The organism is Microbacterium sp. CCNWLW41, from assembly GCF_037083505.1.
This window is the reverse complement of sequence record NZ_JBAOJP010000003.1, coordinates 232,852-245,239: the sequence shown is the minus strand read 5'-3', so window position 1 is coordinate 245,239 and position 12,388 is coordinate 232,852. Positions and strand designations below refer to the sequence as shown.

Sequence of the window (12,388 nt, the reverse complement as noted above, 5' to 3'; positions counted from 1 at the left end):
CCCTGCCCGATCAGGCGGTCCGCTCGGCGAGAGTGCGCACGGTGCGGACGTTCCGTGCCGTGCCCGCAACGCCCAGCGCCCGGTCGAGGACCGATTTCGTGAGCTTCGTGCCGTGCACGCCGGACGACGCGTAGTCGATCCAGAGGTCCTCCCCGCACAGCGCGATCCGCTCCCCCGGCACCAGCCGTGCCGCGAGCGCATCCTCGGCGCCGCCCGCGGGCGGTCCGGCGAGGAACATGACGTGCAACAGCTTGTCGTGCGCAGCGTCCGGGAACGGATTGCGGTCGAGGGCGTCGAGGAGCTGTCCGCGGGTGCGCAGTATCACCGGGGTGTCCACCCCGAACTCGTCGGCGATGAGGAGGCGGACGCGCTCGCAGAGGTCCGCCCGTGCAGCGGCGTCACCGGGATCCGGGCAGATCACGTTGCCGCTCGCGATGTACGTGGCCACATCGCCCAGCCCCAGCCGGTCGGACAGCAGCGCGCGCAGCTGCGCCATGGGAACCCGGTTGCGCCCGCTCACGTTCACCGCACGCAGCAGCAGGACGCACCGCTGCCGGACTTCGCGCTCCTCCGGCTCGACGTCCGGGGCCGCTGCCGTGCTCACTCGGCCGTCTCGACGAGCTCGGCGCCCGCGTGGGCGAGCTCGGCGAGGGCCGCTTCCGAGGACGCCGCGCCCACCCCGGCGACGAGCCCCGTGAGGATCCGCACCCGCACCCCGTGAGCGATCGCGTCGAGGGCGGACGCGCGCACGCAATGATCGGTCGCGATCCCGACCACGTCCGCGACGAGGACGCCGCGCCCAGAGAGGATCTCCGCGACGCTCTCCCCCGCCTCGGTGGCGCCCTCGAACATCGAGTACGCGGGCACGCCCTGGCCCTTGCGCACGTGGTGGGTCACCGCGTCGGTCGTCAGCAGCGGGTCGTACTCGGCTCCCGGCGTCCCCGCCACGCAGTGGACGGGCCAGGTATCGACATAGTCGGGCTCCTCGGCGAAGTGCCCGCCGTTGTCGCCGTCGGCGTCGTGCCAGTCGCGCGATGCGACGATCACGTCGTACTCCGCGGCGTGATCGGCGAGATACGCGGACACGCCCGCGGCCACGGCGTCGCCGCCGTCCACGGCGAGCGCCCCGCCCTCGGTGAAGTCGTTCTGGACGTCGACGATGAGCAGTGCCCTGGCCATGTCACGAGCGTACGCCCCCACCCTCGCGCCCGCATCGGCCGCGCGGGATCCGGCGCGTGGTTCGCAGCACGGCTCCAGACAGGGTAAGATCGTTGTTCGTGCGGTTCGCCGCACAGGCGCCACTCGTGGCACGCCGCCTTAGCTCAGACGGCAGAGCGATTCACTCGTAATGAATAGGTCAAGGGTTCGATTCCCTTAGGCGGCTCACACAGAAAGCCCCCGTCAGGACACCGGTCCGGACGGGGGCTTCGTGGTTCTCCGGGCTCTCACCAATCGGAAACGTGTCCTCCCCCGCTCCGCTCACCGCGCACCGGACCGCTTCAGCCGCGGCGGTACTCGGCGCTGATCGGGCAGTCGAAGGGATCCCGAGCCGCGAGCCCGACACGGTTCAGGTACTGGATCACGATCGCATACGACCGGACGAGCGTCGTCTCCGTGTAGGGCACGTCGTTGGCGCGGCAGTGCTCGCGCACGATCGCGCGGGCACGGGAGAGGTGCGGCCGCGGCATGTTCGGGAACAGGTGATGCTCGATCTGGTAGTTCAGTCCGCCCATGAGCCAGGTGGCCCACCAGCCGCCGCGGATGTTGCGGGACGTGCGCACCTGCTTGGTGAAGAAGTCCAGGCGTGCGTCCGCGGCGATGACCGGCATGCCCTTGTGGTTGGGGGCGAACGACGCCCCCATGTACACGCCGAAGACGGCGAGCTGGACGCCCACGAAGGCGAACGCCATGCCCAGCGGAAGCAGAACGAACACCGGGACGAGCACGACGGCGAAGCGGACGGCGAGCAGAGCCAGTTCCTGGCCGCGGCCGGCGATCCGCCCCCGCGAGAGGAGGTGACGCACACTGAGCGCGTGCAGGTTGAGCCCTTCCAGGGTGAGCAACGGGAAGAACAACCAGCCCTGTCTCCTGGTGATCGCCCGGACGAGCCCTCGCGAGCGGGCGGCGTCCTCGTCCAGGAACGAGATCGTGTCGACCTCGATGTCGGGGTCTTTCCCGACCCGGTTCGGATTGCCGTGGTGACGGGTGTGCTTGGAGTCCCACCAGGAGTAGCTCATTCCGACCACGCCGCCGAGGACCCGTGCGAGCCGGAGGTTCGCGGGACCGCTCGTCAGGATCTGCCGGTGGGCCGCCTCATGAGCGAGGAATGCGACCTGGGTGAAGAGCACCCCCAGGGCCGCGGCGATGAGGAGCTGGAACCAGCTGTCGCCGAGAAGGAGGAAGCCCGCGATGCAGGCCGCGAACCCCAGGGTCAGCGCCGTGCCGACGGCGGCGTAGAAGAGCGGCGTCCGCGACAGGAGCCCCGTCTCCCGGACGGTCCGGGAGAGCTGGGTGTACGCCTTCGCCATCGGCGGGAACGCGTCCGCGCCTGCGTAGGTCTGCCGGACCGGACCGAGGGTGCCCGCCGGGGATGGTGCAGTGAGGGAAAGGGAGATGATTCTCTCCTCTGATCGGAGCCCTTGAGCCGTGGAAGCCAAGGGCGGACGCCGATCGCTACGCGCCACGCTACGCGTCCTCGCATGCCCCGAACCGAATACGACTCCTCCCGCGCGTCGTCGGGCGGGAGGCACCACTCTCCCCGGACACGAAGACGGGTCCCCCGACGCGTCGGCGCCGGAGGACCCGTCTCGGTGCGAAAGGTCAGATGACCTGGATGTTCGCCGCCTGCATTCCCTTCGGACCGCGCTCGGAGTCGAACGAGACCTTCTGGTTCTCCTCGAGGTTGCGGTAGCCGTCGCCCGTGATCGCGCTGAAGTGCGCGAACACGTCGTCGGATCCGTCGTCGGGCGCGATGAAGCCGAACCCCTTCTCGGAGTTGAACCATTTGACGGTGCCAGTGGCCATGACGTCATTCCTTCGTTGTCCGGGACCACGGGAGTGATCCGTGTATCCGCAGCGATTTCGCGGCGGAAGTCTGAGGTGGTCGGGTGATCGGCGAGCTCCCGTGGGCGCTCCGATCATGCACAGGTTCTCGCCGGAGCGGAGGAGGGCGGCGGAGCAGATACGGCAACCAATCGACAGAGCGGGCACCGCGGGCGCGATGCATCCGAAGCCACTGAACTGGATACCCGCCGGGCCATCGCCCGGGCCAGAAGCTGGTCTGGAGCCAGGCTCCAGCAGAAACACAACTTCAACAACCTGGGGACAGCCTACCCCATCGGATGGACAGGGCTCCGGACGCTGCTGCGGCGTCGGTCGTTGAGCGAGCGCAGCGAGACGAAACGCCCCGCAGCCCCAGGTCCCCACGTTTCGACTCGTCGCTGCGCTCCTCACTCAACGACCAGGAGGACTGTCGGTCGTTGAGCGAGCGCAGCGAGACGAAACGCCCCCGGGCCACCGCGTCTCGACTCGACTCGTCACGCAACGGGTGAGACCCACACGGTGAGTACAATCCGGGCATGCGCCGCCTCTCCCTGCTCGTCCCGCTCGCCCTCGCCGCCGTTCTGCTCGCCGGCTGCGCCCCGTCCGCCGCGGGACCGACACCCTCGACGTCGCCGACGACGGGCACCGGGGCCGGCCCCTCCCCCGCCCCGACACCGGAGGAGACGCCCGAGACCTCGGCGCTGGTGCTTTCCCTCGACACCCTGTCGGCGGTGTCCGCAGACGGCGCCGTCCTCACGAGCGCTCCCCTCTCGGACGCCGCGGCCGTGACCTCGGTGCTGACCGACCATCTCGGCGAGCCCACCGCCACGACACGCGACGACCGGTACGGGTTCACCTCCACGAAGTGGGACGAGGCCGTCATCGTCGGGACGGCGGATCAGTCGTCCGACGCCAGCGTGAGCTTCCGGGCTGCGGAGATCGACGCGCTCGCTCTGCGCTCGTCCGACGGCGCGAGCGTCGGGATGACCGGCGACGAGGTCGCGGCGACGGGCGCCGGCCTGGACTCGACCTGGTCCGATGACGCGAACGGCCGCAACCACGAGGTCTTCGTCTCCCAACGGAAGGCGATCGATGGGACCTCATCTCTGGTGCACCCGGGAGAGACCGGAAGCGTCTTCGTGAGCTACGACGTGGTGAACGGCGTCCTCGAGTCCATCAGCGCGCCGGGCAACGACTTCAGCGACCTCTGACCCGCCGCCCGCGGGAGCACGAAGACCGCACGAGGACGGAGGATCGTTCCTCCGTCCTCGCATGGTGCGGGACGGATGCGGGAGCGTAGTGTGTCGGGACATGGGAACCCTGTACTACGGCAGTCCCGAAACCGCCATCGAGATCGATGATCGCGCGCTCGCGCACCTGAAGGTCGTGATCACGACCAAGCTCCGGCGAGAAGAGAGCTTCACGGTCTCCTGGAAGCACCCCGACAGTCAGCCGGAGGGACGCAGCACGATCTGGCTGCACCCGTCCATCCCGCTCCGGTTCGTGTTCGACGACCCCGAGCCGCCGCCGCTGAGCCGGAAGTGGATCGACGACCTCGCGCATTCCTCGCACTCGTCCGGAGGCATCGTCCTCGTCCCGGAGAACATGGAGTAAGCGCACCGGCAGGGCCCTTCGGCATCAGATCAGCTCCCGGGCAGGCCCCTCGTGCACGGCGAGGTAGACCGCGTTGCGGATCCCGTTCGCCTCCTCTGCGGTGAGCGTCCTGTCGATGGGGCGAAGGACGATCCGCAGCAGGACGTTGACCTGCCCGGCCCGCGTCGCCAGGCGCTCGCGGGCCGACCCGGGCAGCTCCTCGTGCGGGGTGCGCGCCAGGATCGTGACGGACTCGATCACTTCGGCGTCGTCCCCGAGGGCGGTGCGGATGCGATCGCCCAGGGTCTCCTCGTCCGCCTCGGCTCCGACCACGACGGAGAGGTCCCGGCGAGTGGCCGGAAGCGGCGACACGTGGCGCCACGGGTCGAGGGTGAGCATCTGCGCGGCGATCCGCGGATCCGTGGCCCGCAGGTAGCGGATGTCCGGGATGGACTTGCGCAGCATCAGCGCCCGCTCCAGGCCCATCCCGAGCGCCAGTCCCGACCACCGCTCGGGGTCCAGGCCCGCGCCGCGGAGCACGTCGGGATGGATGCGCCCGCACTCGGCGAGCTCCAACCACCGCCCGTCGTGACGAACGTCGATCTGCCTCCCGCCGATCGTGTACGGGTGCACCGCGTCCGTCACCCGCCACTCGGCCCCGGGCAGGACCGCCTCGACCAGGAGCGCGATCATCTCTCGCATCTCCTCGTCCGTGGTCGCTCCGGTGCGGATGCGCCACAGGTCGACCTGGTGAGGCTCCCCGACGTGGGTACGGTCGACGACGTCCCGCCGGTACACGAGACCGGGGACGACGATCAGCTCATCGACGCGGTCCGCGCCGGCGTAGTCCTCCAGGGCGGTCGGCAGAAGGGCGCTCGTATGGCTGCGCAGCATCACCGTGGGGTTGACGTACCGCGTGTAGCGGCGGGCTCGCGTCACGTCCTCGACGCCGTAGCCGAGGCGGTCGTAGTTGTCCCGCACGGGGACGAGCGGGGACGAACGGACGATCCGTACTGTGCAGCCCCACGACGTGCGGAGAGCGTCGACGACGCCGTCGAGCAGCGCCTGGACGGCATGCGGTCCCTGGACGGGATCCGTGAGATCGCGGATGGACAGGGCCCGCGTGAGCTGTGCGGGCGTCAGGTGGTCGGTCTTCGACATGAAAGGTCTCCGGGGTGGTCGGTCGGGGTGGAGGGGCTTCCCCCGGCCGCACCTGCGAAGACCTGGGCGCTAGCTGCGCGCGTCGAGGACCCCGCGGCCATGTCCCGGCCGGGGGTTCCGAAATCGCTGCTGCCTGAGCACGGGACCAGCATACCCAGCGACCGCACCGGCGCGCCGATGGCGGTGGGCACGCGAGACCGCGAGGGCCCGGCCGACCACGTGGGTCGGCCGGGCCCCGGCGTACAGGCGCGCTCGTCCTACTCGCAGCGCAGGCCGTCCTCCGGCACCGTGCTGTCGAGGAAGAAGTCGTCGACGGCGCCGTCGACGCAGCGGTTGCCCTTGTTGTATCCGGTGTGCCCTTCCCCGACGCGGGTGATGAGCACCCCGCCCTCGAGCTGCTCGGCCAGCGACACCGACCAGTCGTACGGCGTCGCCGGGTCGTTGGTGGTGCCCACGACGAGGATCGGCCCCGCACCGGGCGCGGTGATCTCTCCGCGGGTGCCGGTGGGCGGATAGGGCCAGACGGCGCACGGATCCGCGCCCTCCCAGTACGGCGCGATCGTCGGAGCCTTCTCCGCGATCAGCGCCTTCGCGGCCGCCTCGGCCTGCGGGTCGTCCTCCACCGGGTAGTCCATGCAGTTGTAGGCCCGGAACGCCTCCGACGAGTTGTCTTCGTACTCGCCGTTCTGGGTCCGGCCGTTGTAGAAGTCCGCGAGGAAGAACGCGGTGCTCGGATCCCCTTCGAGTGCACCACTGAGAGCGTCCGTGAGGTAGGACCAGCTGTCCTGCGAGTAGAGGGCGGAGATGATCGCGGTCATCAGGGCGTCGGCGCCCAGCATCCGGCCGTCGCCGTTCTGCAGCGGCACCCGATCCACGCTCGCCAGGAGAGCGCCGAGGTCCGCCATCGCCTCGTCCACGGTGCCGTTGAACGCGCAGTCGTTCCCGGACAGGCAGTCGGCCATGTACGCCCGCAGCGCAGACTCGAAGCCGAGCGCCTGCGTGGTGCTGACGTCCAGGCCCGAGACGGCCGGGTCGATCGCCCCGTCCAGCACCAGGTGACCGACGCGCTCCGGGTACAGGTTCGCGTAGGTGGCCCCGAGGAAGGTGCCGTAGGAGTAGCCGAGGTAGTTCAGCTTCTTGTCGCCGAGCACAGCGCGCAGCAGGTCCATGTCGCGCGCGGAGTTGACCGTCGTGATGTACGGCAGGATCCCGCCGCTGTTGGCCTCGCACGCCTCTGCGAAACGGGCGTTGGCCTCGTCGAGCTCCGCTGTCCACTCGTCGGAGCCGCGCACGCCCTCGGGGATCGCGTAGAGGTACTCGTCCATCTCCGCGGCGTCGAAGCAGCGCACGGCCGTCGACTGGCCCACGCCGCGCGGGTCGAAGCCGATGACGTCGTACGCCGCGATGACGTCCGGTCCCACGGCGTAGTCGATGCTCTCCGAGATGAAGTCGAGGCCGCTCGCGCCGGGACCGCCGGGATTCGTCAGAAGGGAACCGGCCGGCGTGCCCTCCGCGCGGTGGCGCACCACCGCGAGGTCGATCTCCCCGGCCTGCGGGGCGGCCCAGTCCAGCGGAGCCGTGACGGTCGTGCACTCCATCCCGGACGAGCACGGCTTCCAGTCGAGCTTCTGCGCGTAGAAGGGCATCAGCTCCTCGGACACGCCGCTCGTGTCCGGCTCCGTGGTGCGCTCCGGCAGCGGCGACGAGGACGTCCCCGGCGGGATCATCGCGTACAGGCATCCGGAGAGGGCGACGGAGGCGACGGCGAGGCCCGCCAGGACGGTCGCGAGGCGGCGGATCCGCCGGGTCGATCGGTTCTTCACGGTTTCCTCCCGCTCGTCACGGTGACGAGCAAGCTCTCGAGGGCGAGGGTCGGAGCGACGTTGCGCTCCAGCGACTCCCTGGTCTCCGCCAGGTGGTCGAGCACGTCCAGCGTACGCGTGGCCGGCCAGGCGTCCGCGAGCGCGGCGAGCTGATCGCTCAGCTCGCGGTTGATCAGGTCGTCGGTGCGACCGAACTGCAGCAGCACGACGTCGCGGAACAGCGACTGCAGGTCCGTGAGCACGCGGTCGATGCCGTCGCGAAGGCTCCGGGTCGCACGTTTGCGCTGCTCGTCCTCAAGCGCGGAGACCTGCGCTCGCAGCGCCGGCGGAACGGCCTGGCCCTCGGCGATCCCGACCGTCCGCAGCAGCGACTCGCGCTCGGCGGCGTCCCGCTCGGCGGTGAGGGCCTTGGCGTCCTCCGTCGCCGCCTGGACGATGCGCCCTGCCACCTCCACGGCGTCGCCGACGCCGCGCACGCCGAGGACCGCGCGCATGGTGTCGTCACGGCGGATCCGCGCGGCCTCGTCGGTGGCCAGGCGCTGCGCCATCCCGATGTGCCGCTGCGCATGCCGCGCCGCTTGCTCGGCGATCTCCGGGGAGACGCCCGTGCGGTGGACGATCAGCCGGGCGACGTCGTCGACCTCCGGCTCCCGCAGGCGCAACGGCCGCACGCGCGAGCGGATCGTGGGAAGCAGATCCGCCTCGCTCGGAGCGCACAGGATCCACACCGTCCGCTCCGGCGGCTCCTCGAGCGCCTTCAGCAGGACGTTCGAGGTCCGCTCTACCATCCGGTCCGCGTCCTCGACGACGATGACGCGGTAGCGTCCCGACGAGGGGGCGAAGTAGGAACGCTCGACGAGCGCGCGCGCCTCGGCGATCGTGATGATCACCTTGTCGGTGCGCAGGGCCGTGACGTCCGGATGCGTGCGCGCGAGGACCTGGCGCATGGTCGCCTCGTCGTCCGGCCCCTCGGCGATGAGAGCCGCGGCGAAGGCGTAGGCGAGCGTGGAGCGCCCCGATCCGGGCGGGCCGGTGATGAGCCACGCGTGCGCGAGGGCCTCCGGATCCGCCGCGGCCGCGCGCAGCGCCCGCACCGCCTCCTCCTGCCCCCAGACGTCCGTCCACGGAAAGGGGGCGGTGACGGGGTCGGGCATGGATTCAGCCTAGCCGCGCCACCCGACACTCCCTCCCCTCGTCCCCTCTCATCCCCCTCGCCTCCGGGTTTGGGGTCCGCCGTGGTCGTTCGGGGCTCGTCGTGGGGCCCATTCCTCCCGGAACGCGCCCCGACTCCGGACGGAGAAGGGATCAGGCCCCGAGGTCGTCGACCCGTGCCGCCACGCGGGCGGCGATCGTCTGCGGGTCGTCGGTCGCATCCAGCACGAGGAACCGCTCGGGCTCCGCGTCCGCGAGGGCGAGGAACGCCGCGCGGACCCGTCCGTGGAACTCCTCCTGCTCCGCCTCCAGGCGGTCGAACGGCTTGTCGTCGGCGTCCAGGCGTGCCCGGGCGACGACGGGATCGAGGTCGAGCAGCACGGTGAGGTCGGGAAGCGCGCCCTCCGCGCCCCAGAGCGACAGTCCGCGGACCTCGTCGCCGTCGAGGACGCGGCCCGCACCCTGGTAGGCGACCGAGGAGTCCAGATAGCGATCCTGGATCACGACCTCGCCCCGGTCCAGAGCGGGACGAACGACGGTGGCGACGTGGTGCGCCCGGTCGGCGGCGTAGAGGAGCGCCTCGGCGCGGGGCGCGATGTCGCCGCGGTGGTGGAGCACGATGTCGCGGATGAGGACGCCGACCTCCGAGCCCCCGGGTTCCCGGGTGCGCACGACGGTGCGCCCCTGCCCCCGGAGGCGATCGGCGAGCAGCGTCGCCTGCGTCGTCTTGCCCGAGCCGTCACCGCCCTCGAACGTGATCCAGAGCCCGCGCCCTGGGGTCATGAATCCGCCTTCTTCTTCGCGTTCGCCGCGCGGGTCGCCGCCGCCTTCTTCGCGGCCGCCGACCGCGCCGCCGACACCTCCGCCGCGGACTTCTTGGCGGGCGCCTTCGCGGCGGACTTCTTCGCGGGAGCCTTCTTGGCCGGCGCCTTCTTCGTCGCGGCCGCACGGCCGCGCTTGGGAGCAGGGCCCTTCGCGCGCTTGTCGGCGAGCATCTGCACGGCGATCTCGAAGGTGATGTCGCTGGGCTGCTGGCCGCGCGGGATCGTGACGTTGGTCTCGCCGTCCGTCACGTACGGGCCGAAGCGTCCGTCGCGGATCCGGATCGGCTTGCCGCTGACCGGATCCGCCTCGAACTCGGCGAGCGCGCTCGACGCCCGCCGCGCGCCGTACTTCGGCTGGGCGTAGAGCTCCAGCGCCTGCTCCAGCGTGATGTCGAAGATCTGCTGCTCCGACTCCAGGGAGCGGGAGTCCGTGCCCTTCTTCAGGTACGGACCGAACCGTCCGTTCTGCGCGGTGATCTCCTCGTTCGTCGCGGGATCCACGCCGACGACGCGGGGAAGGCTGAGCAGCTTCAGCGCCGTCTCCAGGTCGATCGTGTCGACCGACATGGAACGCAGGAGCGAGGCGGTGCGCGGCTTCGGCGCGGCCTCCTTCTTCTTCGTCGACTTCTTCGCGGGCGCCGCGGCGGGCAGGATCTCGCCGGTGGCCTCGTCGACCTGCTCCTCGGGCTCCGGGTCGTTCTCCTGGACGTAGGGACCGAACCGGCCGTCCTTGACGACGATGACCTTGCCGTTCTCCGGGTTCTCCCCGAGGACCCGATCGCCCGCGACCGGCGCGTCGATGAGCTCCTGCGCCTTCTGCGCGGTGAGCTCGTCCGGGGCGAGGTCCTCCGGGACGTTGACGATGCGCGGCTTGGCGTCGGGGTTCGCCGGGTCGACGACCTCCAGGTAGGGGCCGTACTTGCCGAAGCGGAGGGTCGCGGTGTCGGTGATCCGCGTCGCGTTGAGGGCGCGTGCGTCGATCTCCCCGAGGTTGTCGACGATCTGCCGGAGCCCGACGTGGGCGTCGGAGCCGAAGTAGAACGAGCGCAGCCACTCGACGCGCTTCTGCTCGCCCCGGGCGATGGCGTCGAGATCGTCCTCCAGGGAGGCGGTGAAGTCGTAGTCGATCAGATCCGAGAAGTGCTGCTCCATGAGCCGCACGACGCTGAACGCCAGCCACGTCGGCACGAGGGCCTGGCCGCGCTTGGTGGCGTACCCGCGATCGATGACGGTGCCGATGATGCTGGCGAACGTCGAAGGGCGGCCGATGCCGTGCTCTTCCAGCGCCTTCACCAGCGAGGCCTCGGTGTAGCGGGGCTTCGGCGTGGTCCGGTGCGACTTGGCCTGCGCGTCCGAGACGGCGAGCTCGTCGCCCACGGCGACGGCAGGGAGGGACTGGTTCTCCGCGTTCGCGTCCTCGCCGCGCTTCTCGTCGCGGCCCTCCTCGTACGCTTCAAGGAACCCCTTGAAGGTGTACACGGTTCCGGACGCGGTGAACTCCGCGGACTGCCCGGACGCGTCCACCGCGAGGGTGACCGTGGTCGTCTCGTACTTCGCGTCCGCCATCTGGCTGGCGACCGTGCGCTTCCAGATGAGGTCGTAGAGCCGCTGCTCCTCGCGGTCGAGCTGGCTCGCCAGCGAGGCGGGCGTGCGGAAGTGCTCCCCCGACGGGCGGATGGCCTCGTGCGCCTCCTGCGCGTTCTTGCTCTTCGACTTGTAGACGCGCGGCTTGAGCGGCACCGACGCATCGCCGTAGAGCGCAACCGCCTGCTCGCGGGCCGCCTGGACGGCCTGGCTGCTCAGCGCGGTCGAGTCCGTACGCATATAGGTGATGTACCCCTTCTCGTACAGCCGCTGGGCGACGCTCATCGCCTGCTTCGCGGTCATCGAGAGCTTGCGCCCCGCCTCCTGCTGCATGGTGGAGGTGGTGAACGGGGCGTAGGGGCTGCGCGTGCCGGGCTTCGCCTCGACCTTGGTGACGGTGCCGGATCCGGCGTCCTCGATCGCGGCGGCGAGCGCCTGCGCCCGCGCCTCGTCGAGGACGACGACGGCCTTCTTGAGCTTCCCTGAGTCGTCGAAGTCGGTCCCCCGGGCGAGCTGCCCGCCGTCGACGCGCACCAGCCGGACCCGGAACCCGGTACCGGCTCCCGCAGCCGCCTGGGCGTCGACGTCCCAGTACTCGACGGAGACGAAGGCCATCCGCTCGCGCTCGCGGTCCACGATCATGCGTGTCGCCGCGGACTGCACACGCCCGGCGGACAACCCGGACTTCACCTTGTACCAGAGCACCGGAGACACATCCCAGCCGTAGAGGCGGTCGAGGATGCGGCGGGTCTCCTGGGCGTCGACCAGAGCGAGGTCGAGCTCGCGCGTGTTTCCCACGGCCGCCTGGATCGCGTCCTTGGTGATCTCGTGGAACACCATGCGCTTGACCGGCACCTTGGGCTTGAGCGTCTCCAGGAGGTGCCAGGCGATGGCCTCGCCCTCGCGGTCCTCATCGGTCGCGAGCAGGAGCTCGTCGGCGTTCTTGAGCGCGCGCTTGAGCTCGGCGACCGTCTTCGTCTTGCGGTCGCTGACGACGTAGTACGGGTCGAAGTCGTTCTCGACGTCGATCGAGTACTTCCCATACGCCTGCTTGTCGGAGGCGGGGATGTCCTTCTTGTCCGCGAGGTCGCGGATGTGCCCGACCGAACTGAGCACCTCGTAGCCGTCGCCGAGGTAACCCTGGATCGAGCGCATCTTCGTCGGGGACTCGACGATGACGAGCTTCTTGCCTTGCGCCACGGGTGCGTC

The 12,388-nt window shown here is 70.4% G+C and carries 11 protein-coding genes and 1 tRNA gene; 3 read left to right on the top strand and 9 right to left on the bottom strand.

Annotated elements, in window-relative coordinates; all coding sequences use genetic code 11:
* Positions 1-10: 10 nt before the first annotated feature.
* Positions 11-604, bottom strand: coding sequence for a DUF1697 domain-containing protein (locus V6R91_RS12820; protein WP_336395653.1), 594 nt, complete (start codon positions 602-604; stop codon positions 11-13).
* Positions 601-1,179, bottom strand: coding sequence for an isochorismatase family protein (locus tag V6R91_RS12815; protein ID WP_271061436.1), 579 nt, complete (start codon positions 1,177-1,179; stop codon positions 601-603). Before V6R91_RS12815 ends, V6R91_RS12820 begins: the two co-directional genes overlap by 4 nt.
* A gap of 132 nt (positions 1,180-1,311) precedes the next feature.
* Here V6R91_RS12815 and V6R91_RS12810 point away from each other — a divergent pair.
* A tRNA-Thr gene (locus V6R91_RS12810) sits at positions 1,312-1,384 on the top strand.
* 115 nt (positions 1,385-1,499) lie between these two features.
* Here the strand turns inward: V6R91_RS12810 and V6R91_RS12805 are convergent.
* Together V6R91_RS12805 and V6R91_RS12800 are read right to left on the bottom strand one after the other, a co-directional pair.
* Complete coding sequence (locus V6R91_RS12805) at positions 1,500-2,528, bottom strand: fatty acid desaturase family protein (RefSeq protein WP_442928121.1); 1,029 nt, start codon at positions 2,526-2,528, stop codon at positions 1,500-1,502.
* A 292-nt stretch (positions 2,529-2,820) separates the two neighbouring features.
* On the bottom strand, positions 2,821-3,024 hold the full coding sequence (locus V6R91_RS12800) for a cold-shock protein (RefSeq protein WP_067249177.1): 204 nt from the start codon (positions 3,022-3,024) through the stop codon (positions 2,821-2,823).
* Between the two features lie 554 nt (positions 3,025-3,578).
* Here V6R91_RS12800 and V6R91_RS12795 point away from each other — a divergent pair.
* Both V6R91_RS12795 and V6R91_RS12790 read left to right on the top strand, forming a co-directional pair.
* Positions 3,579-4,253, top strand: coding sequence for a hypothetical protein (locus tag V6R91_RS12795; protein WP_336395652.1), 675 nt, complete (start codon positions 3,579-3,581; stop codon positions 4,251-4,253).
* Between the two features lie 100 nt (positions 4,254-4,353).
* Complete coding sequence (locus tag V6R91_RS12790) at positions 4,354-4,656, top strand: DUF7882 family protein (RefSeq protein ID WP_271061440.1); 303 nt, start codon at positions 4,354-4,356, stop codon at positions 4,654-4,656.
* 24 nt (positions 4,657-4,680) lie between these two features.
* Here V6R91_RS12790 and srmL read toward each other — a convergent pair whose 3' ends face one another.
* The 5 genes from srmL to topA form a co-directional block, all read right to left on the bottom strand.
* Positions 4,681-5,796, bottom strand: coding sequence for a PheS-related mystery ligase SrmL (gene srmL, locus V6R91_RS12785; RefSeq protein WP_271061441.1), 1,116 nt, complete (start codon positions 5,794-5,796; stop codon positions 4,681-4,683).
* Positions 5,797-6,053: 257 nt separating this feature from the next.
* Positions 6,054-7,619: an alpha/beta hydrolase gene (locus tag V6R91_RS12780; protein ID WP_336395651.1), complete on the bottom strand. Its 1,566-nt coding sequence runs from the start codon at positions 7,617-7,619 to the stop codon at positions 6,054-6,056.
* Entirely contained in the window at positions 7,616-8,773 is a 1,158-nt protein-coding gene (locus tag V6R91_RS12775; protein ID WP_067250351.1) for a DNA polymerase III subunit delta', read from the bottom strand. Before V6R91_RS12775 ends, V6R91_RS12780 begins: the two co-directional genes overlap by 4 nt.
* A gap of 151 nt (positions 8,774-8,924) precedes the next feature.
* Positions 8,925-9,554, bottom strand: a complete 630-nt coding sequence (gene tmk / locus V6R91_RS12770; protein ID WP_271061443.1) for a dTMP kinase — start codon at positions 9,552-9,554, stop codon at positions 8,925-8,927.
* Positions 9,551-12,379, bottom strand: a complete 2,829-nt coding sequence (topA, locus tag V6R91_RS12765) for a type I DNA topoisomerase (RefSeq protein ID WP_336395650.1) — start codon at positions 12,377-12,379, stop codon at positions 9,551-9,553. Before topA ends, tmk begins: the two co-directional genes overlap by 4 nt.
* Positions 12,380-12,388 lie beyond the last annotated feature (9 nt).

What these genes read in the sequence shown, in the direction of transcription:
- V6R91_RS12800 (WP_067249177.1), bottom strand. Translation starts at nt 3,024, where the DNA reads ATGGCCACTGGCACCGTCAAATGGTTCAACTCCGAGAAGGGGTTCGGC.
- V6R91_RS12795 (WP_336395652.1), top strand. Translation starts at nt 3,579, where the DNA reads ATGCGCCGCCTCTCCCTGCTCGTCCCGCTCGCCCTCGCCGCCGTTCTG.
- tmk (WP_271061443.1), bottom strand. Translation starts at nt 9,554, where the DNA reads ATGACCCCAGGGCGCGGGCTCTGGATCACGTTCGAGGGCGGTGACGGC.
- V6R91_RS12775 (WP_067250351.1), bottom strand. Translation starts at nt 8,773, where the DNA reads ATGCCCGACCCCGTCACCGCCCCCTTTCCGTGGACGGACGTCTGGGGG.
- V6R91_RS12805 (WP_442928121.1), bottom strand. Translation starts at nt 2,528, where the DNA reads ATGGCGAAGGCGTACACCCAGCTCTCCCGGACCGTCCGGGAGACGGGG.
- V6R91_RS12790 (WP_271061440.1), top strand. Translation starts at nt 4,354, where the DNA reads ATGGGAACCCTGTACTACGGCAGTCCCGAAACCGCCATCGAGATCGAT.
- srmL (WP_271061441.1), bottom strand. Translation starts at nt 5,796, where the DNA reads ATGTCGAAGACCGACCACCTGACGCCCGCACAGCTCACGCGGGCCCTG.
- V6R91_RS12815 (WP_271061436.1), bottom strand. Translation starts at nt 1,179, where the DNA reads ATGGCCAGGGCACTGCTCATCGTCGACGTCCAGAACGACTTCACCGAG.